This window comes from Arthrobacter melezitosi (assembly GCF_054511055.1).
The window spans coordinates 170,940-188,573 of record NZ_JBTNDJ010000004.1 but is presented as its reverse complement, the minus strand read 5'-3'; the positions used below and the strand labels follow the sequence as shown (position 1 = coordinate 188,573).

Here is a 17,634-nt window from a genome sequence, read left to right as displayed (position 1 = left end):
GCTCCTACTTGCGGGGGCCCAGCTCGTCGATGACTTTTTGGAGTCGAACCCGCAGATCCTCTGAGGCAAGCCCATCCTCGGGCATCAACTCATGTTCAATGTTCTGCGCCTTCTCCAGGGCCTTCAGGCCCGCCGAAGTGATGGTGATGCGTTGGCTCCGCCGGTCCGCGGTGTTCCTTAACCGGGTCACCAGTCCCCTCTTCTCCAGACGGTCAAGGGTTCGTCCGATCGTCTGAGCCTGGACGTGGACCAGCTGCGCCAGCCGGACACCGGTCATGGTGCCTTCCCGGGCGAGTACTCCAAGGGTTGTCAGACCCGCATGGGTGATTCCGATGCTGAGCAACTTCTCGTTCCAGGAGTGTTCCACGATCCGGGCGGCGGTGGTCAGGAGGCGGCTGGTCGACCAATCGTTCAGCTCCGGCATGAGGGAGTGTCCTTCCACTAGGTGGTTGCGGTCGTCCTACCCACCACTCTAAACAAATGTCGAGTGAATAGGAAGCATACTTATTGTCTCTGCCCTTGATCGAGCGGGGTGGGCCGGAAGACAGGGCTGTGAATGGGGAAAGGCCCGGAGCGCTGCGCTCCAGGCCTTCCCATCCCGTCGGCTGTCCGATTAGATCCGGCCGTCGCGGCGGTTCGAATCGTTCAGGCCGTTCCTATCGTCGCCGTCCACGTCAATCTGCTCCTTGCGGACGTCTTCGTTGACCGTGTGCTCCTCGGTCACCGTGTCCTTGTCGAGGCGCACGCGCTCGACGGGTACGGCCTCCTTCTGGATGACGGGGCGCTCCTCGTGGAGGATCACTTCGTGCTCCTCCTCGCTGATAGCCGGGCCGTCCATGGCCGCCCCAACGTTGCCGTCGGTGATGGGCTCGCGCTCGAGTCGGACCTCTTCGCGGGAGACGGGAACCGTCTTGGTGACGTTTTCGGTCACCACGTACTTGCGCAGACGCACCCGGCCGGCCTCGCGGCGCTCGGTGCCGACGCGCAGCTGCTCCTCGGAGAGGGTCATCGCGTCGTCGGTGGTGGGGCCGGAGGTGTCGTGGCCGACGGTGTCCCGCCGTCCGGTTTCGACGGAGTCCGAATCCCGGCGGTCCGTGTCGACGTAGTCGGTGTCGCGGCGGGTGTCGGTCATGCCGGTCGTCGTGCCGGTCGTCTCGGTGTAGTCCCCGGTGCCGCCCAGCTCGTAGTGGCGGTACAGGCGGTCCTCCTCCTCGGGGCTGAGGTTGCCGTCGGACTCGATGCGCGGCGCGTCCTTCACCTGGCTCTTGGTGTAGGGGACGCGCACATCGTGCCCGGCAACATCTGCGCCCTGCAGCGGGACGAAGGATTCCGAGGTGCCGAACAGGCCCGTCTTGGCGGTGACCCAGCTCGGCTCACCCGTCTGGTCGTCGAGGTAGATCTGTCCGATCGAACCGATCTTGTCACCGTCGGATCCAAGGACGTTGCCGCCGCGGCTGAGGATTGTGTCGATGTTTTCCTGGGTAATCATTTCGTTCTCCTTCTGCTGTAGCTCGTCTGAGGGGTACTGAAATTTCCTGGCTCTGAGGTCAGCGGTGATGGGATGTTTCGAATGCTCCCCCCAAGGGACCACCGACCTCTAGAGTAAGCACACTTAGTAGTTAATTGAAAGCCTGCTTAGCTTCTTGCCTGGAAAAGTTGCTCTACGCCGCCCCACGCGGTACGCGTCCGCAAATCCAGCGCGTCCCGTAGACTCGAGACAAGGTCCAGCCAAAGGCCGTGGAGAATCTCCGAGGGATTGCCGGAACCTTCCTGCCGCCGCCTGCGCCCGTGAAGGTACCGGGCCCGGCCTGACAGGGCGGCCGACGCCGCAGGACCGCACCGGCGCTTCCCGCCGAGTTTGCTGCCGAAGGGCCGACCTCCTGACCTCCATCGATCCCGTCCTGCTTTGCCGCCCGCCCAGGGCCAGAACCGAAAGGCCCACCATGCCCGAATTGGACGACCAGCGCCTGAAGCGCATCCTGGTCGCGGCAGCCGAGCTTGAAAACGCGGAGTTTGAACGCGACCGGCTTGCCCTGGTGTGCCGCGAGGCCATCAAACGCGCCCTGGAGGCGGGGGTGAGCCCAGAGGAGGCAGCCGTGGCGGCAGGCATCGCCGTCGTCGATGTGCAGCGCCTTGTGGGTGCGCCGCAGGCCGATGAGGTGGTGCCACTCCTGACGGCGGCGCCGGTTCCTCCAACCGCTGCGCCGGTCCTTCCGGTGGCGATCTCCCCGGCAGTGGACGACGGACGGGCCTCTGTCGAGGTGTAGCACTCATCGGGGTGCCGGTGGTGCAGGCCACGCCACCGCCAGGCTCAGCATCCGGCGGGCGCCGTGAAGACCATCAATCGACGGAGGAGACAGCCGTGAAACAGGCCCTGCTGATCATCGATATGCAAAACGCCTACTTCGAGGACGCAGTGCTCGAGCGCGAACGCGGAGCCGTAACGCAGGAAATCAACCGGCTTGCCCGCCAGGCGGTGGAGGCCGGGTCCGAGGTGCTCGTGGTCGTCACCGAGCACCGGCGCGACCGCTCAACGTGGACCCTGAGCATGCTCGATGACGACCAGGGCTTTATCTTCGCCGGCAGCCATCAGGCCGATCTGGTCGAAGGACTGGACTTCGATGGATTCGAGCGGGTGGTCAAGACCCGCGACAGCGCCTTCTTCGGCACGGACCTCGCCGGGAGGCTCCATGCGCTTGGCGTCGAGGGTCTGGTGCTCGCAGGGGTCGCGACCCACAACTGCATTGCGCACACAGCGGCCGATGCCTTCGCGCACAATTTCCGGGTGGCATTCGCCGAGGGGGCCATGGCGAGCACCAACCCGGACTACGCCGCCTCAATGCTCACGATCCTCTCCGACGAGTACCGCCAGCCGGTGCTCTCTGGAGAACCGCTGCTGCAGGCCCTGAAGTCCTCGCCCTAGGCGGTCTCCACGCGGCCGCCAAGGAGATGGTGCGGCGGCGCCGCAGATCACGCGGGGCATGCGGAAGGGGAGGGCGCAAGCGCCCTCCCCTTCCGTTTACACCGTCAGTACCCTGGCGGGGTCCAGCCGGCGTGCGGGTTGCTCTTTAGAACCCGCGGGAGGTGGAGCTGGAACTGCTGCTGGTGTCCTGAACCTGGCTCTTGGCATCCTGTGCCTTGTCCTTGACGTCCGAGGCGGCCTGCTGGCCCTCCTGCTTGACGTTCTGGGCGGACTGGGCTGCGGTCTCCTTGACGGATTCCATTGCCTCCTGCGCCGGCTCCTTGAGTCCTTCGACAACCTCCTTGGCGGAATCGGCGACACCGCTGGTGAGCGGGGCAGCCTGCTCCTTCAGGGCCGAGGCGGCCTGCTTCTCCTTCTGGCTTGCCGGGATCAACGAGGCAGTCAGCAGGCCGGCACCGAAGGCGATGAGGCCCGCAGCGAGGGGATTGCCCGCGGCCTTGTTGGTGAGCTGGCGCGGTGCATCCTGCACTGCGTGGCCGGCCTGCGCGGCGGCGGACTTCGCGGAACCCGTCGTGTTCCCTGCCCTGTCCGACACGCTCGACTTCACGTCGTCGGCCTTGCCCATTACGTTCGACTTCACGTCGTCTGCTTTACCCATCACTGAATCCTTGACGTTGCTGAAGGTGTTCTTGACCTTCTCGGTCTGGCGGTGTGCGATGTTGGACGGATTGACCTTGTCGGCCACCGCGTCAACGTCGGTGCCAAGTTCCCGGCGGGTGCGCTCGATGTCGGCGCGGATTTCTTCTGGTGTCTGGCTCATGGGGTCTGCTCACCTGGTTTCAGAGTTGGCGGGATTTCCTTGACGGTCTCGGCCGTGGTCGGCAAGCCGCGGATCTGCTTCATTTCCTTCTTGCCCCGAGCTGCGAGGATCGCGGCGATGATGCCCCAGAGCACGGCGACAATAACCGCGGCCCAGGCAATCGGCATCAGGGCATCGAGTCCCCACATCAGGGCGAGGGACAGGAACAGGAGCACGAAGTGCCCTCCGACGGCGGCGCCGGCGTACATGCCGGCACCCTTGCCTGCGTTCTTCCCGGACTCGGTCAGTTCTGCCTTGGCCAGGGCCACTTCCTGGCGCATCAGGGTGGAGAGGTTCCGCGTCACATCGGAGAGCAGCTCGCCCACCGAGTTGTTCGCGGCCCGCTGTTCAGCCTCCGAGGGAGGCGGCGGGGCGGCGGAGTGGGCTCCGCCGGTGTATGCGTCGCTCATTAGCGCAGATCCCTTTCATCAGGAAGCGTGCCCACGGGCGGGGTTCCCGGGGGAATGGTCGGGTAGTCGGAGGCCGGGTCGACGAAGGCCGGCGATGTCTCGGCGACGTGAGTTCCGCGGGAGGTCTGCGGCATCGACGTCGTGGTGCCGGTGTAGGACGGGGTGCCGTAGTTGTAGTCGGTGCCCGGCGTCGCGCCGAGGCGGTCCTGGCCCGCCTTGGCGTCGGCCTGGGCTCCGGTCAGGCCGCGGGTGAGGCGGCCCACCACGAGGCCCGCTCCGGCGGCAATCGCGAGGAAGGCTCCGGGGCGGCGTCGGGCGAAGAGCTTCACATCGTCAAGGATGTCGGTGGCCTCGCGGTTTTCCAGCCACCCCGCGACCGCGCTCGTCCGCTGGGACGCCTGCTGTACGAGGTTGGAGACCATCTTGTTGTCGGACTTGTCCGCCATGGAGCGGAGTTCGTCGCTGATCGAACGCAGGCCTTCGGTCGCCTTCTGCTGCTGTGCGCCGGCCTGGCTCTTGATATCCGAGCCGAGTCCGCTGACGAGGTTCTTCGCCTGGGTTCCGGCTTCCGCTGCGACGTTCTTCGCCTCCGAGGCGGCGGTCTGCGCGACGTGCTGCGCGGCGCCTGCGCCCTCCTTGCCGACCTCCTTGGCCTGGCCCTTGGCGACCGAGGAGGTCGATTGGCCGGCCTGGGTGCTGCCGCTCTCGTAGTCAGTGCCGGTGGTTGACGGAACCAGTGGATCCTGCGGCCAATTCTGCGTAGTCATGTTACTTCCTTACGTTGATATTGCCGGTGAAACGGTTGCTCCATCGTGTGAGCGATGCGCTCGTCCGGCGGTGTGCGCCTGACTTACTTCCTAAAGCTAAGCATGCTTACTTTAATCGCGCAAGCCACCCGGCCGATTCCCGCAAGTTTTAAATAAGTACGCTTATTATCTTCCGAAAATGCTAAACAAAGGTCTAGCGTCATGGCAAGAGGTCCGGAGGACGCCCTGCTTTTGGGGCTGAGGTTCCGCAAGGCCGGACCGGAAGCGGGGAGGTGCCAGTCCGTGTTCTTCCACAAACAGGAACTCCAGTACAAGGCCAGCCCGGACGCACCGGATGCCGTCTATGCGCGGAAGCTCCAGGAGGTCCTCGGCGGCCAGTACGGCGAAATCACCGTCGCCCTGCAGTACAGCCTCCAGGCCTGGAACGCCCATGTCCCTGGGAAATACCGGGACCTGCTCTTCGGGATCGGTGCCGAGGAGTTCGGCCACGTTGAGATGCTCGCAGGGGAGCTACGTCACTGCCAGCGGAAACCTGCTGGCGGACTACACCGCCAACGCCAATGCCGAGATGCAGGGCCGGCTCCAGGTCGCCCGGCTGTATCACATGACCGACGACCACGGAGTACGGGACATGCTCTCCTTCCTGCTGGCCCGGGACACCATGCACCAGAACCAGTGGATGGCAGCGGCCCGCGAGGTGCAGGCAGAACAGCTCGAACAGCTGCCCGTTCCGAGCAACTTCCCCCTCCAGAAGGAGCACCGCCCGGTGTCCTACCAGTACCTCAACTTCTCCGACGGCGCCGCGGCGGGTTCGGGCAGCTGGGCCTTGGGGCCCACCCCGGACGGGCACGGAGAGTTTTCCTACCACGACGGGCCGACCACCAGCGCGCCGATGCCGCCGCCGACCCATCCGGATGTCCGCTTCTACGGGACCACGGAAATACCCAATGTTGTTGAAAAAGCGGCGGGGGCAGTGCAGGACAAACTGAACCGCGAATAGCGACACGTCCACATCAACCAATGAAAGGGAGAAGCAATGACATCGGCATCGAACAATAGGACGGCCACAGGCAAGACCACCGTGCAGAAAGCGGCACAGGCGGTCGGGGCGGTGTTCGTCCTGGTCGGGATCCTCGGCTTCATCCCGGGTATCACCACCAACTACGCCACATTGGGTTTCGCGGGGCACCAGTCCGGTGCCCTGCTTCTCGGCCTGTTCCAGGTCTCGATCCTTCACAACATCGTGCACCTGCTGTACGGGATCGCGGGCCTCGCCATGGCGAAGACAGCATCGGGCGCGAAGAACTACCTGCTGTGGGGTGGAGTGATCTACCTCGTCCTCTGGCTGTACGGCCTGTTCATCGACAAGCAGTCGGCGGCCAACTTCGTGCCGCTGAACACCGCGGATGACTGGCTGCACTTCTTCCTGGGGGTCGGCATGATCGCCCTCGCCCTGCTGCTGGGCCGCAACGCCGGCCGCTCAGCCGCGCGCAGGTAACGCGCACCGAGTCAGCCGCCGACCGCCGCTGGGGACGGTTGGCGGCACCGCTGCCGGGGCACCGTCCATCGGATGGGTGTCCCGGCAGTTCCCTGTGCACGGGTAGGCAGCCGCCGATTGAATGCAAGTATGCTTAGCATTCAATCGTGACCCCGGCTATCCGGCCAGAGACAGAAAGAGTTTCCGATGAAGCAGCCCACGCCGCGCGGCAACATCAGCGCGCTTCTCCTCGAGATCCTCACCGATGAGCCCGCCGCCCCGGCCGGCATCCAGCACCTGGAGGATGCGGTGCGCGGCGCGCTCGCCGGCACCGCCGACGTCGTCGTCGACGACGACCTCCAGCTCACCCTTTTCTGCCTGTACGAGCTTCACTACTCGGGGATCGACGGTGCCGCCGAGGGCTGGGAGTGGAACCCGGACCTCATCCGTGTCCGCCAGCTGATCGAGGCCGCCTTCGAGGAGCGGCTCCGGGCGGCCGTTGCGGTGGGACCCGCTCCGGAGCCCACGAGCGACGCCGTGGCCGCTGAGCTGTTCCGGATGACCGGCGAGGACACCGGCCCGAGCATGTCGCGTTTCGTCGCGAAGGAGGCAACCGGCGAGCAGCTGCGCGAATTCCTGATCCAGAAATCGATCTACCAGCTCAAGGAAGCGGACCCGCATACCTGGGCCATTCCCCGCCTCACCGGCCGCGCGAAGGCGGCACTCGTCGAGATCCAGGCGGACGAGTACGGCGGAGGCAGCCCGGCCCGCATGCATTCGGCGCTCTTCGCCCGCACCATGCGCGCCGTCGGCCTCGATGACACCTACGGCGCCTACCTGGACGCGGCGCCGGCCATCACCCTCGCCTCGACGAACATGATGTCGCTGTTCGGATTGAACCGGCGCCTGCGCGGGGCCATTGTCGGCCACCTGACGGCGTACGAGATGACGTCCTCGCAGCCCAACCGGCTCTATGCGCGGGGCTTCGCCCGCCATGGGTACGGGGAGGACGCCACCGGGTATTTCGAGGAGCACGTCGAAGCGGATGCCGTCCACGAGCAGATCGCCGGACGGGATCTCGCCGGCGGGCTCGTCGAGGCCGACCCGCGGCTCCTGGGGGACGTGCTCTTCGGCGCGGCCGCGGCGCTGCTTGTCGATTCCTGGATGACCAAGCACATCCTGGATGCCTGGGCCGAGGGACGCTCCTCCCTGCAGCCGGACCGGTCGTTCGCAGCATGAGCGCGGCCGAACCGGACCCGCGCACCGACGACGCCCCTTCCGGGCAGCCGGCCGCCTCCATCGTCGCCTGCCCGGACGGCCCGCTGCTGGTGCGCGGCGCGTTCGAGGTGGTCACCCCGGACGGCGAGCCGCTGCCGCGGACCCGGCGCACCGTGGCGCTGTGCCGGTGCGGGGCGTCGGTCCTCAAGCCCTACTGCGACGGGTCCCACAAGCTGATCGGCTTCAAGACCGACCCTCCCAGTCCGTAACGACGAGGTGCGGAAGGAGCGCAGGGCGCGCCGGCTCAGCCCCCCGCGACCGACTGGATGACCATCACCGTGTCGCCCGGCTCAACCGGTGTCTCAAGGAGCCGCAGCCGGCGCACGTCCTCACCCTCCACGTAGACGTTGACGTACCGCCGGAGCGCGCCGGTCTCGTCCCGGATTTTCCGGTGGAGCGCCGGGCGCCCGCCGCACAACTGGTCGAGGACTCCGCCCACCGTGGTCGGCGCCTCCGCCGGCAGCACCACCTCGCTGCGTCCCTCGACCAGCGGGCGCAGGAGGGTCGGGATCAGGACGGTCACGGAGTCCATGGCGGGGCGTTCAGCCGGTGACGGCGGCGGCGCGGACGGTGAGGATGTCGGGCAGGTGGGAGGCGACCTCCACGAAGGTTCCACCCTCGTCGGCGCTCGCGTACACGCTGCCGCCGCGGGTGCCGAAGTAAACGCCGACGGGATCGGCGGCGTCGACCGCCGCGGCGTCGCGCAGCACGGCGTTGTACTCGCGGGTGGGCAGGCCGCGGTTAAGCCGCGACCAGGAGGCGCCGCCGTCATTGGTGCGGTGCACGGCGAGCTCGCCGTCGGGCGGGATGCGCTCGCCGTCGGCCTTCAGCGGAATGACCCACGCCGTCCCGGCCCGGCGCGGGTGGGCGAGCATGACGAAACCGAAGTCCGACGGCAGGCCCTCGGCGATGGAGGTCCAGGTGTCGCCGGCGTCGCGGGTGGCGTAGACGCCGTGGTGGTTCTGCGCGTACAGGCGCCGGGGGTCCCCGGCGTCGCGGGCGACCTTGTGCACGCACTGCCCGAACTCCGGCTGCGGATCCGGCAGGAAGTAGGCGGAAATGCCGCTGTTGCGCGGGGCCCAGGAGGCCCCGCCGTCCACCGAGCGGTAGACCCCGCCGGTGCTCATCGCGACGTGGATCGAATCGTCGGTGGGGCTGGGAAGGACGGTGTGCGCCGCGGCCCCGCCGTACCCCGCGCCCCACTCGACGCGGTGCGGGTGGTCCCACAGTCCCCGGTTCAGCTCGAAGTGCTCCCCGCCGTCGGTCGACTTCCAGACCGAGATCGGCTCGCAGCCGGCCCACACGACGCCCGGCCGGCCCTCCGAGTCCGGCTGGATCTGCCAGATCCGTTCGAGGGCGGCGCCGTCGGCCGCATCGAAGCCGATGCTTCCCCGTTCCGGTTCGGTCCAGGTGGCGCCGAGGTCGTCGGAGTGCACGACAGAGGGCCCCCAGTGCTCGGACCGGGTGCCGACGAGGATGCGGGTCCGCCCGCCGCGGGTGTCGATGCCGACGCCGGGCACCTCCTGCATGAGGAACGCCGGCTCGGACACGGTCCAGGACCTGCGGTCCCGACTGGTGGCCAGCCAGAGTCCCTTCTTCGTGCCGATGGCCAACACCGTGGTCGACTGAGCCTGCATGGCTGCCCCCAAATGGCTGCGTGGACGGGATGTCGCGAGGAACACTGGCAGAATCGCATACGCCACCGGATCTGTACAGGGTCGGGAGACCCGCGCGGCACCGGCCCGTTCCGGCCGCGGCGTCCCGGGGAGTGGAGTCCTTATTAGACTTCCCCGTATGGCCATCTTCATCGACCCGCCCCGGTGGCCGGCACACGGCACCGAGTTCTCGCACCTCATTTCCAATGCCTCGCTGGCTGAGCTGCACGCCTTCGCCGCGGATGCCGGGGTGCCGGAGCGGGCCTTCGACGAGGACCACTACGACGTGCCGGCCCGCCGGTACGCGGACCTGGTGCGCCGGGGCGCGGTCGAAGTCAGCGGCGGGGACCTGACGCGGATCCTGCTGGCCAGCGGGCTCCGCATTCCGGCCCGCCGGCGCGTCAAACGCCTCAAGGCGGCACTGGCCAGCCGGTGGCAGGCCCTCCTCCCGGGAGCCACCGCGCTGGGGGCGGACCTGCTGGAGCGGTGGAACGAGCCGCACCGCGCCTACCACGACCTCCGCCATCTCCTCGCCGTGCTCGAGGCGCTCGACGCCCTCCTCGGGCCCGACGACGGCGGACTGCGCCGGCCGGTCCTGCTGGCGGGATGGTTCCACGACGCCGTGTACGCCGGGAAGGCCGGGGAGGACGAGGAGGCCTCGGCCGCGCTCGCCGCACGGCTGCTGCGCGGCGAGCTGCCGCCCGCCGAGGTGTCCGAGGTGGAACGGCTGGTGCTGCTGACCCGCACGCACGCCCCGGCCCCGGGGGACCGGGCCGGGGCGCTGCTCTGTGACGCGGACCTTTCGATCCTCGGTGGCCGCGCCGGGGACTACGCCGGGTACGTGGCGGCGGTGCGGAAGGAGTACGCCCACGTCCCGGACGACGCGTTCACCGCCGGAAGGGCCGATGTCGTCCGGCACCTGCTGGCCCTCGATCCGCTGTTTCGCACCGAAAAGGGGGCGGCGCTGTGGACGGGGCGGGCCCGGGCCAACCTGCAGGCGGAACTGGCCCGGTTGGAGTCTCCCGCGGGTCGTCCGGCCGGTTAGGTCCCGGCCCTGCCGGGTCCTCCGTCGCCGTCGCGCGGGCGCAGTGGATGCTCACGCCAGTCGGGGGTGTCGGTCCCGCCGCCGTAGCCGGGGCGGAGGAGCGGTTCGTCGGGGTCCTCCACCGGGCCCCTCCGCGGGGCGCCCGGGCGGTGGGTGAGCCAGTAGCCCCAGGCCAGGAGTGCGGCCGCGGCGAGGACCATCAGCATGCCGACCGCGAGGTTGATCCCCGCGGTTGCCGCCACCGGCTCGCCCGTGGCGGCGGAGGTGGCGAACTCGGAAACGCCCTGCGGAACGAAGAGCGTGCTCAGCAGCAGGAGCGCCGCCCCCGAAACGTACTGCTTTACTCCGGTCTTCATTTCCCGCTCCTCGGTGCTGTGCCATGCCATGGCTCTCCCTCAAGCCTAGGCGATGCCGGGGTGGCGGGCCCGGGTGGTAGGCGGAACGCGGCGCGCAGCCCGGGGCGGCTGCGGAGCCGGCCGCTCCCGTGGACCATCCCCGGTGAAAGTTGACGTGTCAGCTATATGGTATAGTAGACATGTCAACGAAACTTGAGGGGATGTCATGAGTGCCGACAGCACCGCCAGGGAAAACCGGGAACACGTCCCGGCCCGCCGAAGCCCAACGGGCGCCGAGCTCGCCGTGTGGCGCAGACTTCTCGACACGACGGAGGAGCTGCGCCGCCGCATGGGTACCGTGCTGAGCGCCTCCAACCTGTCCGGCCAGGACTATGAAGTCCTTCTGGCGCTCGTCGAGGCCAAGGACCGCGAGGTGCGGTCCTCCGAGCTCGCGGGGGCGATCAACTGGGAGCGCAGCCGGCTTTCACATCACATCGGCCGGATGGAAAAGCGGGAGCTGGTGCGCCGCGAAGAATGCCTGACGGACAACCGGGGCGCCTTCGTCCGGCTCACCGACGCGGGAGCCGACGCCTTCCGGCGGGCCTCCGTGCCGCAGCTCCAGGCGGTGAAGGAGCACTTCGCCGACGCGCTCACCCCGGCCCAGCTCGACAACCTGGCCGACATCCTCGACTCACTCCAGCGGCACTTCCAGTCCTATTCCTCCAAGGGGAACCCACGATGACCACACTTACTTCAACGTCCAAACTGCCGCGGATCGGCATCCTCGGAGCAGGCCACGTCGGCCCGGCCATCGGCCGGGTTGCCATCGAAGCCGGCTACCCCGTCTCGATCGCCGGGTCCGGCGACCCGGCGAGGATCGCCCTCATCACCCAGATCCTCGTTCCGGGAGCGAAGGCCGACTGGCCCGCCCAGGTGGCGGCCGACGCCGACATCGTGATCCTGGCGATCCCGCTGCATCGGTTCAAGGACTTCGACCCGTCCCTGGTGGAGGGGAAAGTGGTCGTGGACCTCATGAACTACTGGGCGCCCATCGACGGGACGCAGACGCTGTTCGAGAATCCCCGCTACGGCAGCAGCGAGATCGTCCAGCAGCGCCTCAGCAGCGCCAAGGTCGTCAAGTCCTTCAACCACGCCGGATACCACGAGATCGAAGCGGACCGCCGGCCGGCCGGTTCCCCGGACCGGTTGGCGCTGGGGGTGGCCGGGGACGACCCGGCCGCGGTGGAGATGGTGGCAGCCCTGGTGGAAAACATCGGCTACGACGCCGTCCTGCTGGACGGCCTCGACCACGGGCGGATCCTGGAACCGGGCGGCCCGGTCTTCGGCGCCTCGCTCACCCGGCAGCAGTTCGAAGGGGTCCTCTCCGAGAAGTCGGCGGCCTAGGCGCCCTCCTGCCGCCCGTCCTACCGGGAACCCGTCCATGGGGACCCTCGAGCCCGAAAACCAGCTAAAGGAAACACTGTGATCGACGCGTCAAACACACGAACGGGCTTTCCCCTGGCCTTCGGGCTCGACACCTTCGGCGATGTCCACTCGGACGCGGCCGGAACGCTGAATTCCCACGCCCAGACCATCCGGAACATCGTCGACCAGGGCGTCCTGGCGGACTCCGTGGGCGTGGACTTCTTCGGCATCGGCGAGCACCATACCGACGACTATCCGCTTTCGGCCGGCGACCTGGTCCTCAGCGCCATTGCGGCCCAGACGAAGAAGATCCAGCTCGGGTCGGCCGTGACCGTGTTGAGCTCCGATGACCCGGTCCGCGTCTTCCAGCGGTTCTCCACCCTGAACGCCATCTCCTCCGGGAGGGCCGAGGTCATTCTGGGCCGCGGCTCGAGCATCGATTCGTTCCCGCTGTTCGGCTACAGCCTCAGCGACTACGAGGTGCTCTTCGAGGAAAAATCGGAGCTCTTCGCCGAACTGCTCAAGGGCAGCCCCGTCACCTGGAACGGCACCACGCGGGCGGCGCTGACGGACCAGGACGTCGTCCCGCACCTCGAGGCCGAGCCGTTCCCCACCTGGATCGGCGTCGGGGGAAGCCCGCAGTCGGTGGTACGGGCAGCCCGGCACGGGTACAACCTGATGCTCGCCATCATCGGCGGGTCGCCCGCCCGCTTCCAGCCGTTCTCCAACCTGTACCACGAGGCGCTTGAGCACTTCGGCCGGCCGGTCCAGCCGATCGGCGTGCATTCCATGGGCCACGTCGCTGAGACCGACGAGCAGGCCCAGGAGGAATTCTGGCCCCGGTACCTCGCGGTGATCAAGCACGTGAGCAAGACCCGCGGGTTCGCCATCCCCACGCCGGAATCGTTCAAGCACGAAATCGGTCCGCACGGCGCGATCTATGTCGGCTCCCCCGAGACGGTGGCCCGCAAGATCGCCGCCAACCTTCGAGTGCTCCACGCGTCCCGGTTCCAGCTCAAGTTCGGTATGACGGGCCTGCCGCACACCGCGGTGATGAAAAACATCGAGCTGTACGGCACCAAGGTGATCCCGCTGGTCCGCGAGATCCTCGGCAGCGAATCCTAAGGCTTCGCCACGGCGCCTGCTCCGTCCCTTCCTCTGCGGTCCTCAATGACGCGGACCGCAGGAGGGGCGAAGGGGCGCCGTGGCGTCGACCATTGAACCGGTGGCCGGCCTCAGTCGGCCGCCAGACCCGCCACGGGCGGGAGCTTGGCGGCCCGGTTGGCCGGGAGAACCGAGGCAAAGAGTCCAGCGGTTACGGCCACGGCGAGCACCGCCGCGAGCTGCCCGACCGGCAGCGGCAGGCCGACCGAGGCAATATCACCGAGGGCGGCCTGTGCGCCGAGCCAGCCGTACACGATGCCAAGCCCGATGCCGAGCAGGGCGGCGACGCCGGCCATCAGCACCGCCTCGACGGCGAGCATTCCGCGCAGCTGTCCCCGGGTGAGTCCGAGCGCGCGCAGCAGCGAGTTCTCCTGGCGCCTCTCGAACACCGACAGCGACAGCGTGTTGGCAACCCCGATCAGCGCGATCAGGACCGCCACCGCGAGCAGCGCGGTGACGATCAGCAGCAGGATGTTGATGACCTCGTCGTAGGCGGCCCGTTCAATGGCCGGCCCGGTGACCTGGTACTCAGAGACGCCCGCGGCGGCGGTGATTTGATCCCGGACCTCGGCCACCGCCTCGCCGTCGAGCCCGTCGTCCAGCTTGAGCCAGAAGGTCGCACCGGTGTAATCGGCCAGGGTTCCCTCGACCGCCGGCTGGCCGCCTGATCCGTGGATATCCCCGAGGTAGGCGGCCAGCGCCTCGGTTGAGGGCCCGCCGAGGCGCGCCGCCGTCGCGTTGGTGATGAGGGGCTGGAAAAAGGCGGCGTCGGTTGCCGTGACCGGCAGCTTCGTCGGGCCGGCGGCGGCGTCGAGGGTCACCTCCGGCACCTGCAGGGTCTGGGGCGCCAGGATCATGTCATCGGACAGGACCGTGTCCTTGGAGCGAAGGACTGCGGCCACTTCCTCCGGATCGGCGGCGTACACGAGCCGTGCGCCGTCCTCTTCGCTGGTCAGCACCACGGGGGTCAGTTTCACCGCGGACTGCACCCCGTCGACCTGAAGGAACGTCCGCGCGTCCTTCGGGATCGGCGTGCCGGCCGTGGGCCGGCCGGGCAGGGCAGCCTCGCCGCCGATGCCCGCGACCTCCAGATCCACGGCGTAATTGTTGGCGAGTTCCTTCTCGAACGAGGTGCGCGCCCCCTGGGCCCCGACCAGCATCATCGTCACCAGCGTGACGCCCACCAGGAGCGCCGCGGAAGAGGCGGTGGTCCGTCCGGGATTGCGGACGGCGTTGAGCGACGCGAGGCTGCCCGGCACTCCGAGCGGGCGGGCGATCCGCCCGGCGGCCGCGACGCTGAACGGCACGAAGAACGGTGCAAGGAGCACAACTCCGAGGAAGGACACGCCGCCCCCGGCGACGGCCGGCAGGATGGCGGTGGACCAGGCGCCGAGCAGGAGGAGCCCGCCGCCCAGCAGGAGGGCGGCGCCCCCGAGGGCGAGCCGGATCCGGCCGGCGGTGCTCCGCGCCGCTGCCGGCCCGGCGGGGCGCAGCGCGGCCAGGGGGGCGACGCGGGTGGCGGCGCGCGCCGGGAGGAGGGCGGCCACCATCGTCATGACCAGGCCCACCACGAGCCCGGCGGCCACGGCGGACGGCGGGACGGCCAGGACCGCGACGGAGCCGAAGTCGGTCCGCCGGGCCAGGCCCACAAGCGCCGCCATGACCCCGACAGCCAGCAGCACGCCCAGGACGGATGACACGAGGCCGACGACGGCCGCCTCGATCAGGACCGAGGCCCGGACCTGCCGGCGCTCGGCGCCGAGGGTCCGCAGCAGGGCCAGTTCGCGGGTGCGCTGGGCCACCAGTACCGAGAAGGTGTTGGAGATGACCAGTCCCGCCACCACGACCGAGACGGCGGCGAAGGCGAGGAGGATGGCCGTCAGGACGTCGTCCCCGTCCGAGAGGTTCGCCACGTCGGCCGTGGTCTGCTCGTCCGCGGTGCGCACGATGATGCCCTCGCGGTCGGCCGGAGGCAGTCCGTCCAGTGCGGTGACGGCGGCCGCCGCGACGGCGGCGGGAGCGGCATCGGGTGCCAGCGCCAGCTGGACATGGCGGATGATGGTCTCCCCGCCGTTGATGTCCCGTACGAGGGAGGCCGGTGCGAGGACCTGGACGGTGTCGGAGAGGGTCGGGTCCGGGCTCGGCTCGGTCAGGCCGGTAACCCTCAGGGCACCGGCCGGATCGGTCGAGGGACCTCCGGTCGCGATGGCCACTGTGTCACCGGGGGCCACCTTGAGGCGGGCCGCCGACGTGCTGTCGAGGGCCACCTGGTTGGGCCCGGAGGGGAGGGAGCCCTGCGTCAGCTCGGCTGTTTCGAGCTCCCGGGGCGCCGTGCTGGTGACGGCCGCGCCGGACGTCGACGAGCCGGTGGTCAGCTGGGCGTAGGCCCGCTCGTGGCCGTGCGCCGCCTCCACCCCCGGGAGCGCCGCGAATTCCTCAATGGCGGCCGGCGGAACTCCGGCCCCATCGGGTCCGGAGACCACGAGGTCGGCCTTCGCATAGGAGGCACCGATGCTCGCACCGAGGGTCGCCGTGGTCGTGGCACCGATCGTGAGGGCCGCGGAGACGAAGGCCACGCCGAGCATCACGGCGAGGCCGACGGCGATGAAGCGCCGGGCGTGGACGCGCACCTGCGCCAGGGCCACCTGCAGCATCTCAGGCCCCCAGCTTCGCGAGGGCACCGAGGATTGCGTCCGGAGTCGATTGCTCGAGCTCGCCGACGAGGGCGCCGTCCTTCATGAGGACGACCCGGTCGGCATAGGAGGCCGCCACCGGATCGTGGGTGACCATGATGATGCTCTGCCCCATCTCCCGTGAGCTTCGGCGCAGCAGGGCCAGCACCTCCGCGCCGGTGGCCGAGTCGAGGTTGCCCGTGGGCTCATCGCCGAAGATGACGTCGGGCCGGGTCAGCAGGGCCCGGGCGACGGCGACGCGCTGCTGCTGGCCGCCGGACAGTTCATGCGGGCGGTGGGACAGCCGGTCGGCCAGGCCCAGCGAGGAGGTGACCTGCTCCAGCCACGCGGTATCCACCGAGCCTCCGGCGAGCGATACCGGCAGGGTGATGTTCTGCTCGGCCGTGAGGGTCGGCACCAGGTTGAAGGCCTGGAAGACGAACCCCACGCGCTCACGCCGCAGGCGGGTCAGGGCGGCGTCGGGAAGGCCGGTGATCTCGGTGCCCCCGATCCACAGCCGTCCCGCATCGATGCTGTCCAGGCCCGCCAGGCAGTGCATCAGGGTCGACTTGCCCGACCCGGACGGGCCCATGATCGCGGTGAAGCGCTCCCGCTCGAAGTCCAACGAGACGTTCCGGAGGGCATGGACGGCGGTTTCGCCGCGCCCGTAGCTCTTTGAGACGCCCCGGGCGGCGACGGCGCCGGTCGGGGCGGGGGAGGCGGAACCCGCAAGGGGCCCGGGTGCATTCAGGGAGGTCGTCATGATTCCACGCTAGGCGGCGCGGGCTCCGAATGAATCAACACCAGGGCGGAGCTTTGGCGCCGGCCCTCATACCAGGGGATGACGCGGCCGGGCGGCGGTGCGGCCCAGTCAGGGGCGGACGATTCCCGTCTCGTAGGCCATCACCACGGCCTGCACGCGGTCCCGCGCTTCGAGCTTGGCGAGGATGCGGCCCACGTGCGTTTTCACCGTGGCCTCCGAAAGGAAAAGCTTCAGGGCGATCTCCGGGTTCGAGAGCCCCTGCGCGATCAGTTCGAAAACCTCGCGCTCGCGGGGGGTGAGCCGGGCCACGGCGGCGGCGTGGGCGTTCTGGGCAGGAGAGGGCCGGCGCAGGAGCGGTGCCACGTGGTCGAGCAGACGGCGCGTCGTCGAGGGCGCGATGACCGCGTCGCCGCGGTGCACCGTTCGGATTGCCTCAAGCAGTTCCTCCGGCGGGGCGTCCTTGAGCAGGAAGCCGCTGGCCCCGGCCTGAATGGCCGAGAGCGCGTACTCGTCGAGGTCGAACGTGGTCAGGACCACGATGCGGGGCCCGGCGCCCCGGCCCGCACCGTCCGCCTTGACGGAGGCGTGGTTCACCAGGATGCGCCGGGTGGCCTCGATGCCGTCCATCCCCGGCATGCGCACGTCCATCATGATGACGTCGGCCCGGGTGACGGCGGCCGTCCGGACCGCTTCCTCCCCGTTGGCGGCCTCACCGGCCACCTCGAGGTCGGGCTGTGAGTTGATGAGCATGGCGAACCCGCTGCGCACAAGGTGCTGGTCATCGACGATGGCCACCCGGATGGGCGGGGCCCCCGGTTGGTCCCCGGGCGGGATTGTTCCTTCAGTGTGATCCACCGTGTT

General features: G+C 68.9%; 20 protein-coding genes and 1 pseudogene. 10 read left to right on the top strand and 11 right to left on the bottom strand.

The window, feature by feature from the left end; all coding sequences use genetic code 11:
* Positions 1 to 4 precede the first annotated feature (4 nt).
* Together ACX80W_RS06945 and ACX80W_RS06940 are read right to left on the bottom strand one after the other, a co-directional pair.
* Positions 5 to 424: a MarR family winged helix-turn-helix transcriptional regulator gene (locus tag ACX80W_RS06945; RefSeq protein ID WP_459281702.1), complete on the bottom strand. Its 420-nt coding sequence runs from the start codon at positions 422 to 424 to the stop codon at positions 5 to 7.
* A 189-nt stretch (positions 425 to 613) separates the two neighbouring features.
* Positions 614 to 1,489, bottom strand: a complete 876-nt coding sequence (locus tag ACX80W_RS06940; protein ID WP_459281700.1) for a YsnF/AvaK domain-containing protein — start codon at positions 1,487 to 1,489, stop codon at positions 614 to 616.
* Between the two features lie 454 nt (positions 1,490 to 1,943).
* On the opposite strand from ACX80W_RS06940, the gene ACX80W_RS06935 reads away from it, so the two are divergent.
* Both ACX80W_RS06935 and ACX80W_RS06930 read left to right on the top strand, forming a co-directional pair.
* Positions 1,944 to 2,267, top strand: coding sequence for a hypothetical protein (locus ACX80W_RS06935; RefSeq protein WP_459281698.1), 324 nt, complete (start codon positions 1,944 to 1,946; stop codon positions 2,265 to 2,267).
* Between the two features lie 95 nt (positions 2,268 to 2,362).
* The gene (locus tag ACX80W_RS06930; RefSeq protein WP_459281696.1) at positions 2,363 to 2,923 is read left to right on the top strand and encodes a cysteine hydrolase family protein; all 561 of its coding nucleotides are present in this window, start codon (positions 2,363 to 2,365) and stop codon (positions 2,921 to 2,923) included.
* Positions 2,924 to 3,068: 145 nt separating this feature from the next.
* Here ACX80W_RS06930 and ACX80W_RS06925 read toward each other — a convergent pair whose 3' ends face one another.
* From ACX80W_RS06925 to ACX80W_RS06915, 3 genes are read right to left on the bottom strand one after another with little or no spacing between them, the layout of a single operon-like run.
* Positions 3,069 to 3,743 (bottom strand): DUF3618 domain-containing protein, encoded by a 675-nt coding sequence (locus ACX80W_RS06925; RefSeq protein WP_459281694.1) that lies wholly within the window; start codon positions 3,741 to 3,743, stop codon positions 3,069 to 3,071.
* The gene (locus tag ACX80W_RS06920; RefSeq protein WP_459281692.1) at positions 3,740 to 4,192 is read right to left on the bottom strand and encodes a phage holin family protein; all 453 of its coding nucleotides are present in this window, start codon (positions 4,190 to 4,192) and stop codon (positions 3,740 to 3,742) included. Before ACX80W_RS06920 ends, ACX80W_RS06925 begins: the two co-directional genes overlap by 4 nt.
* Positions 4,192 to 4,959 (bottom strand): hypothetical protein, encoded by a 768-nt coding sequence (locus ACX80W_RS06915; protein ID WP_459281690.1) that lies wholly within the window; start codon positions 4,957 to 4,959, stop codon positions 4,192 to 4,194. The genes ACX80W_RS06920 and ACX80W_RS06915 overlap by 1 nt, the downstream gene beginning before the upstream one ends.
* A gap of 282 nt (positions 4,960 to 5,241) precedes the next feature.
* Here ACX80W_RS06915 and ACX80W_RS06910 point away from each other — a divergent pair.
* From ACX80W_RS06910 to ACX80W_RS06895, 4 genes and pseudogenes are all read left to right on the top strand, one after another.
* A pseudogene (locus ACX80W_RS06910) lies at positions 5,242 to 5,959 on the top strand (manganese catalase family protein).
* A gap of 36 nt (positions 5,960 to 5,995) precedes the next feature.
* On the top strand, positions 5,996 to 6,457 hold the full coding sequence (locus ACX80W_RS06905; RefSeq protein ID WP_459281689.1) for a DUF4383 domain-containing protein: 462 nt from the start codon (positions 5,996 to 5,998) through the stop codon (positions 6,455 to 6,457).
* 186 nt (positions 6,458 to 6,643) lie between these two features.
* On the top strand, positions 6,644 to 7,675 hold the full coding sequence (locus ACX80W_RS06900; RefSeq protein WP_459281687.1) for an iron-containing redox enzyme family protein: 1,032 nt from the start codon (positions 6,644 to 6,646) through the stop codon (positions 7,673 to 7,675).
* Positions 7,672 to 7,923 carry a CDGSH iron-sulfur domain-containing protein gene (locus ACX80W_RS06895; protein WP_459281685.1) on the top strand — a complete coding sequence of 84 codons (252 nt, stop codon included), beginning with the start codon at positions 7,672 to 7,674 and terminating at the stop codon, positions 7,921 to 7,923. The genes ACX80W_RS06900 and ACX80W_RS06895 overlap by 4 nt, the downstream gene beginning before the upstream one ends.
* A 35-nt stretch (positions 7,924 to 7,958) precedes the next feature.
* On the opposite strand, the gene ACX80W_RS06890 is transcribed toward ACX80W_RS06895, so the two are convergent.
* Together ACX80W_RS06890 and ACX80W_RS06885 are read right to left on the bottom strand one after the other, a co-directional pair.
* Positions 7,959 to 8,246: a MoaD/ThiS family protein gene (locus ACX80W_RS06890; protein ID WP_459281683.1), complete on the bottom strand. Its 288-nt coding sequence runs from the start codon at positions 8,244 to 8,246 to the stop codon at positions 7,959 to 7,961.
* A 10-nt stretch (positions 8,247 to 8,256) separates the two neighbouring features.
* Entirely contained in the window at positions 8,257 to 9,351 is a 1,095-nt protein-coding gene (locus tag ACX80W_RS06885; protein WP_459281681.1) for a WD40/YVTN/BNR-like repeat-containing protein, read from the bottom strand.
* A gap of 157 nt (positions 9,352 to 9,508) precedes the next feature.
* Between ACX80W_RS06885 and ACX80W_RS06880 the strand changes: the two genes are divergently transcribed.
* Positions 9,509 to 10,414 (top strand): DUF4031 domain-containing protein, encoded by a 906-nt coding sequence (locus ACX80W_RS06880; RefSeq protein WP_459281679.1) that lies wholly within the window; start codon positions 9,509 to 9,511, stop codon positions 10,412 to 10,414.
* On the opposite strand, the gene ACX80W_RS06875 is transcribed toward ACX80W_RS06880, so the two are convergent.
* A complete protein-coding gene (locus tag ACX80W_RS06875) occupies positions 10,411 to 10,800 on the bottom strand; it encodes a hypothetical protein (protein ID WP_459281677.1) in 390 nt (129 codons plus the stop codon). The genes ACX80W_RS06880 and ACX80W_RS06875 overlap by 4 nt on opposite strands.
* Before the next feature lie 175 nt (positions 10,801 to 10,975).
* On the opposite strand from ACX80W_RS06875, the gene ACX80W_RS06870 reads away from it, so the two are divergent.
* From ACX80W_RS06870 to ACX80W_RS06860, 3 genes are all read left to right on the top strand, one after another.
* Entirely contained in the window at positions 10,976 to 11,491 is a 516-nt protein-coding gene (locus ACX80W_RS06870; protein ID WP_459281675.1) for a MarR family winged helix-turn-helix transcriptional regulator, read from the top strand.
* A complete protein-coding gene (locus ACX80W_RS06865) occupies positions 11,488 to 12,153 on the top strand; it encodes an NADPH-dependent F420 reductase (RefSeq protein WP_459281673.1) in 666 nt (221 codons plus the stop codon). Before ACX80W_RS06870 ends, ACX80W_RS06865 begins: the two co-directional genes overlap by 4 nt.
* A 78-nt stretch (positions 12,154 to 12,231) precedes the next feature.
* Entirely contained in the window at positions 12,232 to 13,299 is a 1,068-nt protein-coding gene (locus ACX80W_RS06860) for an LLM class flavin-dependent oxidoreductase (protein WP_459281671.1), read from the top strand.
* 110 nt (positions 13,300 to 13,409) lie between these two features.
* Here the strand turns inward: ACX80W_RS06860 and ACX80W_RS06855 are convergent, their stop codons facing one another.
* From ACX80W_RS06855 to ACX80W_RS06845, 3 genes are all read right to left on the bottom strand, one after another.
* Complete coding sequence (locus tag ACX80W_RS06855; RefSeq protein WP_459281669.1) at positions 13,410 to 15,992, bottom strand: ABC transporter permease; 2,583 nt, start codon at positions 15,990 to 15,992, stop codon at positions 13,410 to 13,412.
* A 1-nt stretch (position 15,993) separates the two neighbouring features.
* Entirely contained in the window at positions 15,994 to 16,773 is a 780-nt protein-coding gene (locus tag ACX80W_RS06850) for an ABC transporter ATP-binding protein (RefSeq protein WP_459281667.1), read from the bottom strand.
* Between the two features lie 108 nt (positions 16,774 to 16,881).
* On the bottom strand, positions 16,882 to 17,628 hold the full coding sequence (locus tag ACX80W_RS06845; protein ID WP_459281665.1) for a response regulator: 747 nt from the start codon (positions 17,626 to 17,628) through the stop codon (positions 16,882 to 16,884).
* Between the last annotated feature and the right edge of the window lie 6 nt (positions 17,629 to 17,634).